Origin of the sequence: Nitrosomonas sp. Nm33, assembly GCF_900107265.1 — a bacterium.
GTDB lineage: Bacteria > Pseudomonadota > Gammaproteobacteria > Burkholderiales > Nitrosomonadaceae > Nitrosomonas.
Map to the genome: position 1 here is coordinate 40923 of NZ_FNPJ01000005.1, position 19587 is coordinate 60509.

Annotated in this window: 20 protein-coding genes and 1 pseudogene; 17 read left to right on the forward strand and 4 right to left on the reverse strand. The window is 42.9% G+C overall.

The features are described from left to right. Positions 1-37 precede the first annotated feature (37 nt). The 3 genes from lptE to BLV54_RS01960 all read left to right on the forward strand — a co-directional run bounded on the left by lptE (position 38) and on the right by BLV54_RS01960 (position 2169). A complete protein-coding gene (gene lptE / locus BLV54_RS01950; RefSeq protein WP_090566990.1) occupies positions 38-529 on the forward strand; it encodes an LPS-assembly lipoprotein LptE in 492 nt (163 codons plus the stop codon). A gap of 51 nt (positions 530-580) precedes the next feature. After that, positions 581-1600 (forward strand): DNA polymerase III subunit delta, encoded by a 1020-nt coding sequence (gene holA, locus BLV54_RS01955; protein ID WP_090566993.1) that lies wholly within the window; start codon positions 581-583, stop codon positions 1598-1600. 152 nt (positions 1601-1752) lie between these two features. Continuing rightward, positions 1753-2169, forward strand: coding sequence for an OsmC family protein (locus BLV54_RS01960; protein ID WP_090566996.1), 417 nt, complete (start codon positions 1753-1755; stop codon positions 2167-2169). Between the two features lie 445 nt (positions 2170-2614). On the opposite strand, the gene BLV54_RS01965 is transcribed toward BLV54_RS01960, so the two are convergent. Then, positions 2615-3838: a hypothetical protein gene (locus BLV54_RS01965; RefSeq protein WP_090567001.1), complete on the reverse strand. Its 1224-nt coding sequence runs from the start codon at positions 3836-3838 to the stop codon at positions 2615-2617. Between the two features lie 500 nt (positions 3839-4338). After that, complete coding sequence (locus tag BLV54_RS17145; protein ID WP_143032389.1) at positions 4339-4452, reverse strand: transposase; 114 nt, start codon at positions 4450-4452, stop codon at positions 4339-4341. Positions 4453-4555: 103 nt separating this feature from the next. Here BLV54_RS17145 and BLV54_RS01970 point away from each other — a divergent pair, with 103 nt between their 5' ends. Beyond that, positions 4556-4867, forward strand: a complete 312-nt coding sequence (locus tag BLV54_RS01970; RefSeq protein ID WP_090567004.1) for a hypothetical protein — start codon at positions 4556-4558, stop codon at positions 4865-4867. A gap of 227 nt (positions 4868-5094) precedes the next feature. Here BLV54_RS01970 and BLV54_RS01975 read toward each other — a convergent pair whose 3' ends face one another. Then, positions 5095-6237 carry an acyltransferase family protein gene (locus BLV54_RS01975; RefSeq protein ID WP_090567007.1) on the reverse strand — a complete coding sequence of 381 codons (1143 nt, stop codon included), beginning with the start codon at positions 6235-6237 and terminating at the stop codon, positions 5095-5097. Positions 6238-6962: 725 nt separating this feature from the next. Continuing rightward, positions 6963-7394, reverse strand: coding sequence for a hypothetical protein (locus BLV54_RS01980; protein ID WP_143032390.1), 432 nt, complete (start codon positions 7392-7394; stop codon positions 6963-6965). 925 nt (positions 7395-8319) lie between these two features. Between BLV54_RS01980 and BLV54_RS01990 the strand changes: the two genes are divergently transcribed. The 13 genes and pseudogenes from BLV54_RS01990 to BLV54_RS02050 all read left to right on the forward strand — a co-directional run bounded on the left by BLV54_RS01990 (position 8320) and on the right by BLV54_RS02050 (position 19523). After that, complete coding sequence (locus BLV54_RS01990; protein WP_090567018.1) at positions 8320-9012, forward strand: LuxR C-terminal-related transcriptional regulator; 693 nt, start codon at positions 8320-8322, stop codon at positions 9010-9012. 361 nt (positions 9013-9373) lie between these two features. Beyond that, positions 9374-9553: a Flp family type IVb pilin gene (locus BLV54_RS01995; RefSeq protein ID WP_090567022.1), complete on the forward strand. Its 180-nt coding sequence runs from the start codon at positions 9374-9376 to the stop codon at positions 9551-9553. A gap of 109 nt (positions 9554-9662) precedes the next feature. Continuing rightward, positions 9663-9842, forward strand: a complete 180-nt coding sequence (locus BLV54_RS02000; RefSeq protein WP_090567025.1) for a Flp family type IVb pilin — start codon at positions 9663-9665, stop codon at positions 9840-9842. 102 nt (positions 9843-9944) lie between these two features. Continuing rightward, positions 9945-10475 (forward strand): A24 family peptidase, encoded by a 531-nt coding sequence (locus BLV54_RS02005; protein ID WP_090567028.1) that lies wholly within the window; start codon positions 9945-9947, stop codon positions 10473-10475. A 366-nt stretch (positions 10476-10841) separates the two neighbouring features. Then, positions 10842-11672: a Flp pilus assembly protein CpaB gene (gene cpaB / locus BLV54_RS02010; RefSeq protein WP_090567031.1), complete on the forward strand. Its 831-nt coding sequence runs from the start codon at positions 10842-10844 to the stop codon at positions 11670-11672. A gap of 25 nt (positions 11673-11697) precedes the next feature. Beyond that, the gene (locus BLV54_RS02015) at positions 11698-13356 is read left to right on the forward strand and encodes a type II and III secretion system protein family protein (RefSeq protein WP_090567035.1); all 1659 of its coding nucleotides are present in this window, start codon (positions 11698-11700) and stop codon (positions 13354-13356) included. Positions 13357-13369: 13 nt separating this feature from the next. Further along, positions 13370-13711 (forward strand): hypothetical protein, encoded by a 342-nt coding sequence (locus BLV54_RS02020; protein ID WP_090567038.1) that lies wholly within the window; start codon positions 13370-13372, stop codon positions 13709-13711. Between the two features lie 51 nt (positions 13712-13762). After that, positions 13763-13948, forward strand: a pseudogene (locus BLV54_RS02025) (IS1595 family transposase); the annotation flags it as partial. 20 nt (positions 13949-13968) lie between these two features. Further along, on the forward strand, positions 13969-14403 hold the full coding sequence (locus BLV54_RS02030) for a TadE/TadG family type IV pilus assembly protein (RefSeq protein ID WP_090567044.1): 435 nt from the start codon (positions 13969-13971) through the stop codon (positions 14401-14403). Positions 14404-14467: 64 nt separating this feature from the next. Continuing rightward, a complete protein-coding gene (locus BLV54_RS02035; RefSeq protein WP_176969641.1) occupies positions 14468-15658 on the forward strand; it encodes a pilus assembly protein TadG-related protein in 1191 nt (396 codons plus the stop codon). Positions 15659-15922: 264 nt separating this feature from the next. Further along, a complete protein-coding gene (locus BLV54_RS02040) occupies positions 15923-17089 on the forward strand; it encodes a CpaE/TadZ family protein (RefSeq protein WP_090567050.1) in 1167 nt (388 codons plus the stop codon). Between the two features lie 57 nt (positions 17090-17146). Next, positions 17147-18526 carry a TadA family conjugal transfer-associated ATPase gene (locus BLV54_RS02045; RefSeq protein ID WP_090567053.1) on the forward strand — a complete coding sequence of 460 codons (1380 nt, stop codon included), beginning with the start codon at positions 17147-17149 and terminating at the stop codon, positions 18524-18526. A 19-nt stretch (positions 18527-18545) separates the two neighbouring features. Then, the gene (locus tag BLV54_RS02050) at positions 18546-19523 is read left to right on the forward strand and encodes a type II secretion system F family protein (protein WP_090567056.1); all 978 of its coding nucleotides are present in this window, start codon (positions 18546-18548) and stop codon (positions 19521-19523) included. Positions 19524-19587 lie beyond the last annotated feature (64 nt).

The following is a 19587-nucleotide window of genomic DNA, read 5'->3' on the forward strand; positions in this document are numbered from 1 at the left end:
TGATGGTTTTATACCAGAAATAAATAGCATCCATATCATGAAACCAATCCGTGCCTTTCTTGCTATTAGTCTTATACTCGCCATAACTGCCTGCGGTTTCCATTTGCGCGGGCAGATCTCTACCCTTCCGTTTGATACTATTTATGTCGCTGCACCACCTGGCCACCCTATCAAGCTGGATATAGAACGGGCCATTCGTGTCAGCACCAAGACTAAAGTTGTTAATAAACCAGAAAAGGCTCAGGCGATACTTCAGATCCTCAGCGCGGTCAACGAGAAGAAAATATTATCACTTTCAATTGGTGGGCGTGTCAGGGAATTTCAGTTGGGCTATCGCGTTTCTGCGCGCCTGCTCGACTCTCAAGGCGCAGCACTTACACCTGTGGAAGAGATTATTCTGACACGCGTACTTCCTTTCCTCGATGCACAGGTACTGGCCAAAGCGGCAGAAGAGGAAATGCTATACAAAGATATGCAGACAGATGCCGTGCAACAGATAATTCGACGAATGGCTGCAGTCAAACTTTAATGATTATTTTTAAAAAGCGTTAATTCTTGTGTGTCTCTAGTAAATTGATTTATGAGCATTACCTCTGATCAACTGTTTCGTCAACTGCAAAAACAGCTCATGCCGCTTTATACCATCATTGGCGACGAGCTGTTGCTCGCAATGGAAGCAGCGGATGCGATTCGCAATCACGCTCGACAGCACGGCTACACAGAACGCGATATATTTACGGTAGATCATCGCTTCGACTGGTCAAATCTACAGCGCTGGAAGAGTCAGTCGTCATTATTTGGAGAACGGCGAATACTTGATCTACGTATCCCTACGGGCAAACCTGGCAAAGAAGGTAGTAACGCTATCGAAGCACTTTGTCAGAACCAGTCTGCTGATACCATTACGCTCATCATGCTGCCTAAAATCGATAAGCAGACACAGACAAATAAATGGTTTAAGACGCTCGAACAATCAAGTGTAATGGTCACAGCTGATCCGATAGAATACTCCCGGCTCGCAAACTGGATACAGCAACGTCTCGATATCCAAGGGCAGCAAATTGCACCAGATACCTTGCAATTCCTCGTAAATAAAGTAGAAGGCAATCTTCTCGCAGCTCAGCAGGAAATCAAGAAGCTCGCCTTACTCTATCCTTCTGGCATGCTTTCTTTCGAGCAAGTCAAGGATGCTGTGCTTGATGTCGCACGCTATGATGTATTTAGCCTGCCCGAGGCCATGCTGACAGCAGATACCATGCGTTACACCCGTATCCTGGAAGGGTTGCAAGGCGAAGGCACCCCTCCTCCCCTGATTCTGAGTACGCTAACTGAACCCATCCGCACGCTGCTACTCATTCACCAGGCGCTCGATGCAGGTAAGCCACTTGCACAAGCGTTAAAAGACAGCCGAGTCTGGAATCAGCAGCAGAAAATCATGGCGGCCGCTGTAAAACGCTTGCCCTCTCGATTACTGTTACGAGCCCTGGTACACGCAGCAAGTATAGACAGAATTATCAAAGGTATCGCCCAGGGTGATATTTGGAATGAATTACTGCAGCTTGGCTTGCGCCTCACAACGCGTCAGTCTTTTATGCATTAATCCATTTCTAAACAAACATGACGCAAGAGCGAGCCGCAGACAGTATTAATAATACGGCAAGGAGAAGTCGACAAAGTCAGGTTTGATTTAGAAATGGAATAACCACGCGATTGATCGCAAAAATTCCCCCTCACAGAAACTCAGGAAAAAATATGAAAGCACGTATTAAATGGCAGGATGGTATTAGCTTTAGAAGTGAAACCGAAAGCGGACATTCCATATTAATAGATGGCGCGCCGGATATTGGTGGAAAGAATCTGGGGCCACGTCCGATGGAATTGATTTTACTGGGACTCGGTGGCTGCTCTTCTATTGACGTTATCCTGATTCTGCAGAAAAGCCGCCAGGAAGTTACCGACTGCGTCGTGGAAATCGATGGCATCCGTGCTTCTGAAGATCCCAAAGTATTCACAGATATTCATCTGCATTTTATCGTCACCGGGAAAAACCTGAAACCTCAACAAATAGAACGGGCGATCAATCTCTCCGCAGAAAAATATTGCTCAGCCTCTATCATGTTAAAGAGTACTGTCAATATTACACATGATTTTGAAATTATTGAAGAATAGCTTTGTAGACTAAAATGAAATGAAAAAATACGCCATAGTCAATGTTATTGTCCAGTTTCTACATATAAATAATACAGCAAGGAGAAGCCGGCAAAGTCAGATTTGATTTAGAAATGGAATAATTCAATCTCACTCGCTTGGTCAGCTGATTACAGATCCTGCTGCTGGTGGCAATGACTGCTACCTTTGTACTCTGATTGCTGGGAATGACTGCACGACATGGTAACCGGCATCTATACTATATCAGGCGAATACTATTAAAAATCGCCATGTACTCTCGGTACCTACTTTGACCTAAGTTCAACCAAAAGGCTTGAATAAGGCAGTAACTATCTTGAATCAGATAGTTACTGCTGACGTTGAAGGTTAGTAATTTCCTAGGGCTCCATCAAACTCTGAACCCAAACTTCCTGGAGGGGACATAATCCCCTCTTTTGATACGCTATTAACCCTCCCCAGTATTGACGTTATCCCAAGTGGGCGACTGACCTATCACCTTAATCGATACATCATCGCCAAAGTTGACGATGAAGGTATCAGCCTCAACCTGGACATTGGTAATATAACTAGCCAGTTCTTCACGTGATAAACCATACTCAGTGAAATCCAGCATATCTTCGGACGCATTAAAGTTGTTAATTGTCCAGTGTCCTAGATCATGGAAAACAAAATTATCTGATCCATCTTCACCCTGGTTATCTTCTCCCGGACGACAATCGACATTTTTACCTGGACCAGTTGTGACTGGATCAGTTGCGCCTGGATCACCTGCGACTGGATCAGTTGTGACTGGATCAGTTGCGCCTGGATCACCTGCGACTGGATCAGTTGCGCCTGGATCAGTTGCGACTGGATCAGTTGTGACTGGATCAGTTGCGCCTGGATCAGTTGCGCCTGGATCACCTGCGACTGGATCAGTTGTGACTGGATCAGTTGTGACTGGATCAGTTGCGCCTGGATCACCTGCGACTGGATCAGTTGCGCCTGGATCAGTTGCGACTGGATCAGTTGCGACTGGATCAGTTGTGACTGGATCAGTTGCGCCTGGATCACCTGCGACTGGATCAGTTGTGACTGGATCAGTTGTGACTGGATCAGTTGTGACTGGATCAGTTGTGACTGGATCAGTTGTAACTGGACAAGTTGCGACTGGATCAGTTGTGCCTGGATCAACTGCACCTGGATCAACTGCGCCCGGATCAGTTGCGACTGGATCAGTTGTGACTGGATCAGTTGTGACTGGATCAGTTGCGACTGGATCAGTTGCGACTGGATCAGTTGCGTTTGGATCAGCTGGGTTTGGTTCGCCCACAGCGACATTATCCCAACCGATCTGATCAGGCTGTACACCTGCCAACGTAATCGTTACATTATTGCCAAAGTTGACGATGAAGTTATTAGCCTCAACATGGATATTTGTAATTAAATTAGCCAGTTGTTCCTGTGACGTTATACCAAGGCTATTATCGAATACCAGCGTATCTCCTTGTTGCGGATTAAAGCCATCGATATGCATATCCCTTCCCAATTCACGGATAATATAACGATTTGCTTCACCTCCACCAGGGTTCGCTTCGCTTGGAAGTACGGTGACATGGCCATTGTCGGTGATACGGTCATTATCGGTGATATGGATATTGTTGTTGATATGGTTATTGCTTTTACTCATCTTATTCTCCTTTTATTGCAAACTAATACTAATTAAATAACTTTTATTAACTACGTTGATATTAAGAATTGCTATATCCAAATTCTTCTTTGCCTCCTTTAATGTATATAAAAGTTGCAATTTATAAGATGCAACATTCATGCCAAAATATATTATATTTATAATTCAATAGCTTACGTTTCGGCCTTAGAAGAAAATTACAAAAAACGTCGTTAACAATTAATCAATTTTTATACATGATATGTATATAATGCATAATGCTATGTTTTTAAATGATTTATTCTGTCGCAAATTAACGATACATTTTCATGCTTAACATATAACCATATGTTTTTAAATGATTTATTCTGTCGTTAATTAGAAGAAGATCATAAAAGGCTCAATCGAGTAGAAAGGGATCTGACCTTGAAGAATCCCTACGAATATGTGAGTGATTTCAATAAATTATCGTAGGTTTTAGTTAAGAATGAGGATCCAATCGGCAATTGCATACTATGGATTCAGCCGACCAGAACATAATTAGTTTCATGCAGCACAATAATTTTTAGTTTAAACAATTCGACATCTCTAAAACCAAAAGCCATTTTGTGCAATGTTTTGATCTTGTTGTTCATGCCTTCTTGTTGCTAATGCCTTCCAATGGCCCGGTTGATAAATCAATAAAATCGAAATAGGTAAAGATGCCATCCTCTGCAGTGAGTCAATACCGCTGCAGCCATGCAATATGATGGATTGAAATACAGCAGTGACCATCACGATGCTTTTCACCTGGCACACCTGATGCGACTGGGCATCTTGCCAACGGAGTATATTTATCCCGGAGGACAACGAGCGGTCAGAGATCTGATGCGACGGCGCTGTGTGGGTAGCATCCGCACCAGCAATGGCAAAAAGAAGGGAGTGGGCAATGCTAAAGTAGACAGCAAATGCCGCTTCAGGGCTTTTTCTGAAGCAGTCTATTTTGCTTTACGCTTTGAACTATTGACCCAACGGTTCTATAAACGAAAAAAGATCAAAGCGCTCAGTTGAGCGGAATGGAGTATGCGGTTTTGCGAGTGCGGAGCAAGGCGCAACGATGCGGAATGGTCGTTTCATTCAAAGGAGTTGCAACGAGCCATGTACTTGCAAAATCGTGCACTCCGCATCGAAGCATAAACACTTGAAAGGTGAGAGTGAAATTTACAAAAAATATTTTTTAAAAAATTAAAAGTAAAGTTAACAAAGAGATGCTTCTTTATGTGAATCGTGCATTAATATCACGCATGTTTGGTTGCATACTTAACTTCAATTAAGCTATTAAACCGAACGATAATCCATTTACGAGCCGGCATTTCCAGAAATCGATAGCTCCAAACTGAGATTGGAATAACCAAAACCAATAAACAAGCAACGAACAGCATCGACCCCATTGCACTACTTTGCAATGATAGTCCTGTATAGTACTCCCAGTCATTCTGAGCGATAAACTTGATGAGATAATGCCACATATAAATGGAGAACGAGAAAAGTCCGGCAGTGTAAAGAGGGCGTGTGGTAAGCAATTTGCATAAAGCACCACGATCTTCCCATGTAACCAAAACTATCAATGCCATCAATCCTATAGAGATAACATCAGTTATGCCGAAGTGAAGAGCCAGCAAAAGTGTAATACTTGCTTCTATCTGGATATACGTTAAATAGTGGTCTGGAATAGAAGAAATCAGCCGACTCATCAAGAACAGCACGATTCCGATCAAAAAAGCTGATGCAGCACGCACGGCAGACAAACGAAAGTTCTCATCAACATCGCTATTAGTCGCCATTGAAAAAGAATAGTAAAACAATACAACGAATGACAACACAACCAAGACTAATTTCCTATCCTTACCATCTATAGCAAGAAGAGCAGCAAAGATCAGATAGCAGAAAAGTTCTGCACTGAGAGACCATGATGGGAGATTCCATGTCACCCAATCAAACATACCCCAGGCATGAACAAGGAATAGATTGGCTATCAATGCTTCTGCACTTCGTAATGAGTCATCAAACACGCAGCAGAATTTGCTTTCCCAATCCCAGTTAATCAGTGCAGCCAAGAAAAAGAATAAAAAGACTGCTACAAGTGACATTAGATGCAACGGATATATTCGCGCAAATCGAGCAATCAGATAGTGAGTAATTTCACAGAAGGCGCGAGGCTTGGGATGTTCGATACGATAGATATATGACATCACAAAACCGCTGAGGATAAAGAAAAAATCAACCCACAGATAACCTTTCGAAAGGAAGGATGTCATCTCATCCGGATCAATGGATGGGTGGATAAATGATCGAAAGTGAACAAGAACAACTATTATGGCTGCCCATCCTCGGAGGCCAGTGTGAGAGCGAATCTCTTTCATATTTAACATTTGAATCATAAAAGAAGATCTTTCAAGTGACGATATTTTTTACCGAATCGAATCAGTTAGCAGTTTTTAATTTTTTTAAATTTAATAGTTATAACTTGATTTTACGATTATTAGCTTGATTAAACAGTTATCAGAATGAATTTATTTCATACAAAAACAATATTTTTATATCATTAAATTAATTCTTTTTTACAAGAATCTTCACAAATTTATCATTATGATACCTCCAAGTTCTAAAAAGCAATATGTGTGCCACATATATATTTATTTTTTATTATCAAAGGCATATTTATTATTCTATGATTAATTCATAAAAATATTGTCGTTAATAATTGAATAATCATCATTCATTCATGAATAATATCTTATTTACTAAAGATTTATTTTGTCGCCAATTGGAAACATGACATAAGGAATTTCTGGGATTATAAACAAATGCGATGAATGGAGATTCAAGCGGTTACTTGTTTTTTTGATCTCCTATTTGTTTAACGCCGCTAACAAATATAACACCGGAGATGACATCTGCTAACAGCTTATCCTATTTTCCTCAGTTGAAGCCTCTTAATATTTGCACTTTCTCGTTACCAGGAAAAAAACCTGAAACCTACAACAAGTAGAACGGGTGATCAATCTCTCAGCAGAAAAATATTGCTCAGTCTCAATTACGCTAAAGAGTGCTGGCAATATCACACATGATTTTTAAATCATTGAATAAAGGCTAAAAAATAAAATTATCGTGAAGAAATATGGCTCAAATAATCGCCATCGGTACCGCTAGATAGCCCAGGACCGATAGGCCCAATTCCCTGGAAAGTAAAATCTCCGGAATTTCCAAGGTTGTCTGTCCAAGTGCCATTAAGTGAAACCGTGTTTAGAGACACAAAAAATTGTGTGTGAAACCTGTTAGGGAAATGGGTAGTAAACCCAAGATGAAACTTATTAGTAGAACGGTTGAGATTTGCTGCGCCATGTGATGGCGTTTCAAAGGTAGTAATTTTCTGAGTACCCGTAAGCTCAAAAACAAACCCTTTATCCTGGATATCGAAACACAAAACATCGACAAAAGGGTTAAGTCTCCAGCAAAACACTCCCAGACTTTGGCCGTAGCTGGTAATAGGTAACAATAGTCCAGCGAAATGAGCTAAAACAATTAACCTTTTCATCTTTATCCCCCAAACTATCTTCCGCCGATGCTCTTTCATAAAGGACGCGAGAAAAGAAATTTCTTCTTCACATGAAAGATTCTCACGTCGTCATCCACCTCGCCATCACAATACCTTCTTTCATAAATTGCATCCATTATTCCACTTATTCCATTTTTAAACCAAGCCTGATTTTGTCAGCTCTCCTTACCGTATTATTTATATTGCCTGCGGCTTGCCTTCGCATCATATTCGATTTGGAAATAGGAATAAGGTGAAATAATCAGCTGACATTGCGCTGTATGTACCTCATTTATTAATTCAATCTCACGAAAAAAATATGTCGTTATGAAATAACATCTGTTATTGCCGAATATAAATGGACACAGTATGATGTTTGCAATCACCACACCAATTTGAGCAAATGGCCACATTCTGGAATTATTCGTGACTATGAGAAAGATGTATATATAAATGAAATTTTTAAGAAAATATGGCTTGATTTTAAGCAGGATAACTGACAAGACTTGATGATTAAGGACGAAACTGGCTTGCCTGCCGATGAACCGAAAATAAGCAAACCTGTTCTTCCAATTCCCTGCGACACACTATGAGAAAGGTATTTTGATTGTGATCAGTAACCTGCCGTTCGGCCAGTGGAACACAACTCTTGTTCAGGAAGCACACGCACCCACGCCTTATCTGATCTCGTGTTGCACCGTGCGTACGCATTGTGCCAATTACTGGGTAGGCTACTGATTAAAACACCAATGAGTGACATGTATGACAAAGGTTAAGTGAAAGATCTTCTTTTTATTATGTAAATAGCATGATAAGGTAAGGTGGCATATCAGAATTGATTCGGAATTCACTGAAATGACTGTGTCAATTTTAAATCGGCTTTGACAATACACGCCCCTTATTCAGTCAGACAGGAGTAATTATCTTGATTTTACTTGCCAGTTCATCTGAAAATAAACTTGCTCATTGGAAGCAAGGATTATCGGATATTTATACTCCGTACTGCTTGACAAATCTGACCCCCCTCAGAAACGAACTGATAAGAAAAACACCTGACATCCTTTTACTTGATTACGACTTACTCGGTATGGATAGCACTCAGACAATTGAAAACCTGCTGACGCTGAGCCCCAAAACCCGCATCATATTATTGAGCTCTGGCATTTCTGATGAAAATGAATGGAAATTATTCAAAGCGGGAATTAAAGGATTTTGCCTGGATACGACCCCATCCGAACAAATCAGACGCGCTGTTGAAGCTGTCCGGCGAGGTGAATTATGGATACGGCGCCAACTGGTACAGCGTATGCAGGATGAGCTGGCCACGGCCATGCAGGAAAAAAAGCACATTGAACGTGCAGTAAATAGCCTGCTTGAAAATTTAACCAAACGTGAATATGAAATCGCCATCCTGGTGGGCCGCGGTGAAAGCAACAAGCAGATTGCCAGGCAACTGGATATTACCGAACGGACCGTCAAAGCTCACCTGACTGAAATATTCCGCAAGCTGGCAATTTCAGATCGAATCAAACTGGCCTTGCTCGTCAAGGATACCGCAGCCACATCGAATCAGGTATTTGACGATAATGACAGCGATTATCCCACTATCTCTGCCTGATACTGCATACCGAAAAATTCAATAGCAGCAACTGTAGGGTGCAATAAGCGTAGTGCATTGCACCAGATCTGCGTGTTTATATGACATACGGCGCAATGCCTGATGGTTATTGCACCTTGCAGTAAGCACAGTATCTACCTGATAACCAATTTTAGCTGAATAGCATAACCCTATTAATAAATTATACACTTAATAACCCGCAAGATGTACAAAAGTACAATATAACTTAACAAAAAATTCACTACAATGCATCGCGCCATGGTTGGTAAAATCACTTATTTTTAAGAATCGCTTGCCGTAGTTGACAAAATCACTTATTTTTAAGAATCGCTTTTTATAATTTTATTTTAAGGAGAAAAGCATGATGAGCAAATTGATTCAATCGATAAAACAATTCATTAACGACGAAGAAGGGATGGGTGCCGTTGAATACGCCATAATTATTGCTGTGATGGCTGCTGCAATTACAGCTCTATGGCCTACTCTCAAAACCGCAATAAGCACTGCTATTGGCAAAGTAACAACCGCCGTCGGTTCATAATTAAAAGAGATTAATAAAGCACTCCGCAGCTTGCTGCGGAGTATTAACTACACTCTTCAATCTGCTAGTTTTCAACCAGATCTTGCCAGCCCTAATAAGGGAGGAGAATATGATGAGCAAATTGGTTCAATCGATAAAACAATTCATTAACGACGAAGAAGGGATAGGTGCCGTTGAATACGCCATAATTATTGCTGTGATGGCTGCTGCAATTACAGCTCTATGGCCTGACATCAAAACCGCAATAAGTACTGCTATTGGCAAAGTAACAACCGCCGTCACTTCATAATTAAAAGAGATTAATTAGCTTTTTTATATTAAAACTAGTAATTACATCTTGAGTTAAATCCGCCACTCGGTCAATATCGGGTGGTGTTTTTATAGGTATGGCATGCACATATTAAATAGCACCATTCTGGTAGCATTATTACTCTTTTCAGCCTGGCACGATATTCGTCAATACCGTATTCCTAATTTACTCGTTTTTTCTGGCGCTATCATCGGCGTATTACTCAATTCTTTGCTCCCGCAGGACATGGGTGGGTTAGGTATACTCACTTCATTGGCAGGATTAGGCGTAGGATTGGTCTTGTTACTTCCGCTCTACTTATTACGCGCTTTGGGTGCGGGCGATATCAAACTCATGGCCATGGTTGGCGCTTTTGTCGGGCCAGTCAATATGCTAATTACTACAGTGTACATTCTACTAGCGGGCGGTATTTTAGCAATAGTTGTCGTATTATTGAAAGGCAAGTTACCCAAGCTCATAGATAATTTCAAGATCATGCTGCTCATGTGCTTAGCTGGTTCCCCAGGTATGAGCTCACTTTCCGAAAAAACCGGACTTGAATCGGCTGTCAAACTACCCTATGGTGTCGCCATTGCCGCTGGCACCTTCGTCTATCTGGCGACGACTCTTTAAGGATAGCGTATATCTAAGCTGAAAAGCTGAACTTGCGATCTGCATCTGATCAGAAAAAGGTAGAAGCACAAAGATAAACATCGAAAATATGATGATTTGCATAAAGTTTTTAAAAAACCAAAAATGATCAGCTGCTTAATGTCAGCTCGAATGGTAAGCCTCAGCAATCGATTATTACATTTTCATGATAGTTTTATGTCATCTCTCTGATGACATAACCACAAAATAAAATGCTATTTCTGGTTTATTTCAACTTTACATTAACGTCATTTTCAATATATTCCCCCTATCAACAGGATTTTGTATTAATCAAGCAGCGATGAAATACAAAATCCCTAACCCAATTAAGCAATAAACGGTATACCAATGAGAAACACAGGCGCACTAGGAATGATCGTGGTTTCGCTATTATTAGGCATTGCTGCGGTAGTAGTGGCGGGGAAATGGCTCAACGAGCGCGCCAATTTGCAAGCATCCACAATCGTTGTGGCTGCCCACGATATCAACGTTGGAACGCGGCTTACTCCCGACTTGCTGAAAACGATCGACTGGCCAAGCGGCAGCATCCCATCTGGTTCATTCAATGATATCAAATTGCTCGATAGTCGCGTCGTCAAGATCAATCTATATCGAGGTGAACCGTTACTTGAAGGCAAACTCGCGCCAGAAGGCACTGCCGGTGGATTATCAGGTGTCATTGCCGATGGCAAACGCGCCATCACCGTGCGGGTAAACGATGTAGTAGGCGTGGCTGGATTTGCGCTGCCTGGTAGTCAGGTAGATATTCTGGTCAATATTAAGGATCATCAGAATCCCATTTCCAAGATCGTGCTGGAGCAGATTCTGGTATTGGCTGTGGAACAGGATCTCGGCCGTGATGAAATCAAACCTAAAGTAGTCAATGCCGTCACACTTGAAGTGACGCCGGAGCAAGCAGAAAAACTCGACCTGGCACGCAGTGTCGGCACGTTATCGCTGGTCCTGCGTAATCAGATTGACAGAGGTCTCGGTGCGACCGATGGCGTACGCACGGAAGAATTACTCGGAACAAAAGTCGCAACCACTAATACTAATCCTGAAGCCAAGGAAAACGTCGTTTACAAACCTGTTGACACACCCATGCCATTGGTCGAAATCATCCGGGGACTTCAGGTGGAATCCATCAGGGACTTCAAAAAGCCAGCGCACAATAAATAAAAACAAATAAAAAAAGGCAAATTCAATGAAATTGCACCGACAATCTGATTTCACCACGATCTTACTCTGGATGGTCATATTGTGGACAATCAGTATTGCAACAGCGCTAGCGCAAAATGTTACGTCCATTCCAGCCGATCTTAAAGTAGTCGATATGCAAAAAGCAGCATCCAGCATGGATGTGACGCTGGGTAAATCTACCATACTTAGATTGCCCTCACCGGTTTCACGCATATCAATCGGCAACCCTAACGTGATCGACATCAAAATGCTCAATCAGAGCGAGGTGTATATTCTAGGCAAGATGATCGGCACCACCAATATCATTTTATGGACACGCGCTGGCCAGACTAAAGTGGTCGATGTCACCGTTCTCATGGATGCCGCTGCACTGCAAGCCAAATTGCAGGAAATCATGCCGGAAGAGAAAGAGATCAAAGTTATGGCTGCAGGTGACTCACTGGTACTTTCCGGCACGGTGTCTGACACTACCAAGGTCGACCGCGCAGTTACGCTGGCTGACGCCTATCTCCGTACCTCTGTGCTGGGTATGATGATGGGTATGCAAAGCTCTGGATATGGGGTAGCAGTGGAGAAGGAATCCAAGGCTAAGGATGGAACCGAGCAAACAAGTTTGACTGGTCAGATGGGGCAAATGCAGGGAATGCAGGGAATGCAGGGAATGCAGATTTTACGGCAAGGCATGCAGACTGATGAAAATTCTGCCGGTGCTGGCGCTGGTTTGGGCAGTATCAAAATCGTCAATTTGCTGCGTGTGCGCGATAACCAGCAAGTTATGCTGGAAGTCAAAGTAGCCGAGGTCAACCGGACCATCGCGGAAAAACTCGGTTTTGATTTTGCCCGGGCAGCCAAAAAAGCTGGTAGCGCCTGGACACAGGTCATGGCAGGAGTGATTGGTGGCGGTGCTGCTAATCTGCTGACGGCGAAAAATTTGAATGCCAATATCAACTTAGGTTTGCCCAGGGTTACGAATGCCACTTTCGAGGAAGCGACTGCTTTCCTCATAGATGCCGAGAAAAGAGACAAGCTGGTCAAAATCCTGGCTGAGCCCAATATCGTCTCGATCAGTGGGCAGGAGGCGAGCTTCCTCGTTGGCGGTGAAATCCTGATCCCTATTCCCAGCGCTAATCAGGTAAGATTGCTGCCCAAAGAATTCGGTATAGGCGTCCGTTTCACGCCCACGGTACTCGAAGAAGGCCGTATCCACCTAAGGGTAAGCCCGGAGGTATCGGAGCTGGTGGAGATTACCAATGTGGCCTCTACCGGATTGGGTCAGGTTCTGGCAGTGCCCACCTTTACTACTCGGCGCGTTTCGACTACGGTTCAACTCAGCGATGGCCAATCACTCGTTATCGGCGGATTACTCCAGGATAATTTCAAAGAACAAGTCAAGCGCTTCCCGGTACTTGGCGAAGTACCCATATTAGGCACACTATTCCGCAGCAGTGATTTTCAGGCAGATAAAACAGAACTCATGATCGTAGTGACACCGCGCCTGGTAAAACCACTCGAGCCAGATTACCCCTTGCCAACCGATGCATTCATTACGCCTGAGCGTGGTGAGTTCCTGATTCATGGCAAAATGGAAAGCGCATCCGAACCAGCACAACCTGCCAGGATAGGTTTTCCGCAGATCGAGCATGGTGGCTTCCAAATGAAATAAGGAGAAGAATGACATGAAAACAATCACATCCTCAAATATTTCAGGCCCACTCTTAGTCCTATTGCTGGCCATTGTTGCCCTGGCAGCAGGGTGCGTGCCTATCTCTCCACGACTGGATGCACGATTTGGTGAGGCTGTCAGCATTGCCAAGGCTCAGCAAACCATCAACCCGCAAGCCTCACTCAATACAGAACCCGTCAAGGGTATCAATGGCCAGGCCGGCGATGCCATTTTTGATAATTACCGGAATTCATTCAGACACCCAGCAGCACCACTGAGAAGCTTGGTAAATGTTGGAACCACTGGTGGAAGTGGCGGAGGGGTTGGTAGTGGTCAGGGTAGTAGTGGTAATTAAGGGCAGCATCGTTAATCGTCAATGAACATATATCACCAAGATAGAAATACTATGCTGCTGATTACTAGAAAGATAGCGCCTGACGGCGTGGCTTATACAGGCTGTTATCGCAGTTACAATTTGCTCGATGTGAACCATTTTTATCATGAACAAGTTAACCACCCCACACTATTTGCACAGGGTAAGAATCACATCAACGGCATCGAAAACTTTTGGAATCAGGCTAGGCGAGTGCTTCCTGACGGATTGTGAAGATTATGAAAAGAATAAGTATGCAGAAAGGGGGTGTCGCGGTTGAATTTGCCATTATTCTACCAACATTTTTACTTTTATTATTCGGCATTATCGAATTTAGCTTAATCCTATATGATCAAGCAATAATCACCAACGCCAGTCGGGAAGCTGCGCGATCTGCAATTGCTTTTAAAACCCCAAAATTAACAGCCCAACAAGTTCAACAGATAGCCATAAACCGTTCTAATAATCTGGTATCTTTTGGAGTGGGAACGAAAACACCAAACGTAATAATTTCCCCTTCAATTATACCGCAAACCGCGGGAGCTTCCATACAGGTCACTGTTCAATACAACTATACTTTCCTTGTATTTGGTAATCTATTATCGCTCGTATCTGGCGGATCAATCTCAAATCCACTTACATTATCTGCCACAACCGTGATGAACAATGAATAATATGTAACGGAAGATTATGTGCGATCAAATCCATAGTGAAAAAAAGAACTATTGTAGAAATCCAATGTTCAATCATTCACTTGATTCACAACGCGGTGTAATCGCTCTCATAACAGCCATTTCGCTTGTTACGCTACTTTCTTTTGCCTCATTAGCTATTGATCTTGGCTATGCTTATGTCGTTCGCAATGAGATTCAGAATGCCGCAGATACGGCGGCCTTGAATGGAGCAAGATTCTTGTATCCAATGGTTGGAGGATCTAATAAAACACCCAACTGGCCTACAGCAGAAAGAGAAGCATTGAATGCTATTCGCTTGAACAAGGTTTCTAACTCATTCTTATCGACAGGGAATGTTACAACCGGATACTGGGATATAACGGGTAATATACCCGATATTCAAGCCATAAATGGTGTCAATAGCCTGGCAGCAGTCAAGGTAGTCATTAATAAAAATAATAATGGTGGTCCAATAAGTACATTCTTTGCGAAGGTTTTGGGTGTTAACTTCATTGATGTGAGTGCAACAGCTGTCGCGGTAGTCGCAAGCCCTGGTCGTCTGGAAAACAACAATTTATTCCCGATTGCAATTTCTAAATGTATGTTTGATAGTTTTTGGGATTCACAAAATAATGCACCAAAAGTAATAAATGATCCAAATGTACAGAAAGATAATGATCTAAAAAATATATCACCAAATTTGACTCAATATATGTTTCAAATCAAAGAGAAGCCTGATAAGAATGATCCCTGTGCCCAAGCCACAATAGGTGAGCTTTCCCCAACAGGGCAATGGAGTTCATTAACATTGGGTACCAATAACGTGTCTGATATAAGGAATTTAATTGACTATAGTCGCGGAGTAAAAACACCACCGGAAAATTATGGAGGAAATAGTTTGGGTGTAGGTGACAATATCTGGATCGAGCCTGGCACTAAAACCACCCTCTATTCAAACGTTAACGACTGCAGCGACAATATTGATGGATCAGGCGATAATACTTGCGCTTATACGGTTGTGCCAATCGTAACGAATGTTGTTAAGCATGCTCAAAATCCGATCATTGGGTTTGCCTGCTTGAATATCATTAAGGCTGTAGGGGACTCTACTAAAGCTACTACAGCAAGAGTAGTCGCGAAAGATGACCCTATTACCAATGGAAAATGTAAAGTATCCGGGACTGGTGGAGGAGCAGTGAATACAGGTGTTACGCTACCGCCTAAATTAGTGAACTACTCTGGGAATACTTACTAAAAAAGATCTGTAGTAGATCAGTCTAAATAAATAAGGTAACTGAGGAGTAGTTACCATTTTTAGTCTGAAACCAAGGGTGGCATTGTATTTCGGCGGGTTATCAAATAATTTTCAAATAAGAAATCTAAGTTCACCGACCTTCGACAAATACAGTCGAACAGGATAACTTTACAAACAATAAGAACAGCAAAGTAAAGCTAATAAAATATCTGGCGATTTGGAAATGAACAAAATATCTATACCCGTGAACCGAGGAACTAACAATTGAAAATCGCAATCATTGCACATGATCAGCAATGTCTGAGTGATATCCAGAAATATCTTGCAGACTCTAATATATTGCATTCCTTGATAGTGATAACAGGCGGCGTACAGCAGATTCCGGCGTTTATTGAGCAGGAGCATCCAGACTTACTGATACTGGAAGGCATACAGCTTGATCCAGCGGAGCAGCAGCTATTGAGTCTGGTCACCTCCCGTTTTCCTGAGGTGGGTGTCATTATGGTATGTCCGCTACAGACACAGGAATTTCTGCTTGAAGCTATGCGTGTAGGTGTGCGTGAAATCGTCACCACTCCTGTCAGTCAGGATATGCTGATCGATGTAATCGAGCGTTTCCGGCAAAGAATGACGCTTGCCAAAGCACCTTTGCAGGATGAGAAAGTACTGGCATTCATCCCCTGCAAAGGGGGAAGTGGTGCAACTTTCCTGGCCAGCAATATCGCCTATACCCTGGCATCACTGGAAAATAAGCGAGTTATATTATTTGATTTCGATTTGCAGTTTGGTGATGCCCATCTATTCATACACCATAATAGTTCGCCTCTAACTTCCATTGCCGATTTGACGCAACAAATCCAGCGGCTCGATGGCTCATTTCTATCTTCCAGTTCGATTCACGTGCTACCTAATTTCGATGTGCTACCCGCGCCGGATGAACCCTATAAGGCAGCAGAAATAAAGCATGAACATGTTAAATTGCTGATACAAGTAGCGAGAAAACACTATGATTTTGTTATTCTGGATATCGGAGGTTCGTTTGATGCCATTTCAATCCAGTGTCTGGATCAGGCTGACTTGATCTTTCCCATATTCCAGCAGCCACTCCCATTCATTCGGAATACAAAGCATGTTATCAATACCCTCATCAACTCATTAGGATATACCTCTAACAAAATCCGCTTGATCGTAAATCGCTTTGATAAAAAAGATGACATTTCACTTGCCGATATAACGAGGACTTTACAATTGGAAATATTCAAGGCAATTCCTAACGACTATAGCATTGTCGTTGAATCAGTCAACCAGGGCATACCCGTTGTTAAGCTGGCACGACGTAGTCCAGTCGCAAAATCATTGCAGGAAATCGCACAAGAGCTTGCTCGAAGGAATGTTCAAAGCGGGTTACTCAGAAAGTTATTTTCTTTTTAGAACAGATGCAACCTATCCCATGAAAAATCATTTATTAATTTTTAGGGAACATTCATCATGTCAATACTACGAGAGCGCCTTCAAAGTATAGGCACAACCAGTAATACAGCATTCAGCCTGCCAGCTACTACAGCAGCGAGTAACCATGCAGCTTTACAGGATCATGTCGAATACCATGAATTAAAATCCCGCATCCATGAAGAACTGCTTGACCGGATGGATTTAATTGTCATGGAAAATATGCCGCAGGAACACTTGTTAGCAGAAATCAAGAACCTGGTAGAACGATTATTGATTGAAGAACGAACCCCGATCAATGACGTCGAGCGACAGCGTATCATTCAGGATATTCAGAACGAAATACTCGGATTAGGCCCACTCGAGCCGTTGCTGGCAGATCCCACCATTTCCGATATTCTGGTCAATACACACCGTCAAATTTATGTGGAAAGACGGGGAAAACTGGAGCTCACCGATATTCATTTTGCCAATGAAAGTCACTTGAGAAAAATAATCGACCGCATCGTTTCCCGGGTTGGACGTCGCGTAGATGAGTCGAGTCCGATGGTCGATGCGCGGCTGCCAGATGGTTCGCGTGTCAACGCAATTATTCCCCCACTCGCTCTCGATGGTTCATTACTCTCTATCCGGCGTTTTGCCGTTATTCCGCTTAAAATAGATGATCTGATACGCCATAAATCGATGACACCTGAAATAGGTGAAATTATCAGCGGATTGGTTAAGGCAAAATGCAGTATCCTGATTTCTGGCGGTACAGGCAGTGGTAAAACGACATTGCTCAATATCATGTCCAGCTTTATCCCTCCCTCCGAACGAATCATCACAATCGAAGATGCAGCCGAATTACAATTACAACAACCGCATGTAGTTCGACTGGAAACGCGCCCACCCAACATAGAAGGCAAAGGTGAAATCTCCCAGCGTTCACTGGTGCGGAATAGTCTGCGAATGCGCCCTGACCGGATCATCATCGGTGAAGTACGAGGTGCGGAAGCATTCGATATGTTGCAAGCCATGAATACCGGTCATGAAGGTTCCATGGCTACAGTGCATGCCAACACGCCACGCGACGCGTTGAGTCGAGTCGAGAATATGGTTGGAATGGCCGGACTCAATCTGTCTCCCAAGGCCATCCGTCAGCAAATTTATTCGGCGATTGTTGCGGTTATTCAAGTCTCCCGTCTGTCAGATGGTAAACGTAAGATTCTGAGTATTCAGGAAATTACCGGTATGGAAGGCGATGTCATCACCATGCAGGAAATCTTCGTGTTCGAACAAACGGATATAGCAGCAAATGGAACCGTGCAGGGGTATTTCCGTGCGACCGGCATCCGCCCCCAGTTTGCTGAGCGCTTAAGAATATTTGGCATCTCCTTGCGAGACAATCTATTTGATCCTTCTCGACGATACGAATAAGGAGGAATAAGTAATATTCATGGATTCGCTTCTTTATTACCTGTTTATAGCATTTGCTTTTCTTGCAGTCGTGCTGCTACTGGAAGGAAGCTACTTCATTTGGCACCACCATCAGGGACCAAAGGCGAAGCGTATCAGAAAACGCCTTCATGAAGTCTCCATGAGTGGAATGGATACACCTGATACGCACCTGCTCAAGCAACGCTTATTGAGCAACTCCCCTCCGCTGCACAGACTGCTGCTGAGAATCCCACGTATCTCCAGCCTGGATCGATTATTACTGCAATCCGGCATGCCACTAGTGGTCATCCAGTTCATAAGCCACAGTGCCATGACCAGCATAGGTGCCATGGCAGTTGCAACGATACTGGGCTTCTCATCCCCTGTCATTTTGCTGTGTGCAGTGGGAGGAGGTCTGATTCCCTATTTCTATGTACTTAGAGCAAAAAACAAGCGTTTAAAAATAATCGAGCAGCAGTTGCCAGAAATTATTGATCTCATGTCACGCACATTAAAAGCAGGTCATGCTTTTCCAGGCGCATTACAAATAGCTGGAACTGAAGGCCCTGAACCAGCTGCAAGCGAATTTCTCCATGTATTCGACGAAATCAATTTTGGTGTCCCTGCACAAAATGCACTCATGAGTCTCGCAACACGCATTCCAATCACCGATTTGCGATACTTCGTCATTGCGGTACTGATCCAGCGCGAAAGCGGCGGTAATCTGACAGAATTGCTGGAGAAAATCAGTGGATTAATCCGGGAGAGACTCACGCTGCATGCTAAAGTTCGCGTCCTATCGGCAGAGGGGCGGCTATCCGCCTGGATTCTTTCATCTCTTCCTTTCGCGATGGCATTATTACTTAGTATCATTAATCCTGATTTCATAAGCGTATTGTGGAAAGATCCTATGGGATTAGTGATTATTGCTATTACTCTTGGAATGATGATTATGGGTATTTTCGTGATGTCACGCATCATCAAGATCCGGGTATAAATTACGCCAGGTAAAGAAATAAAGCTGGATAAAAAATATACCATGAATCTATTTCTATCAGCAT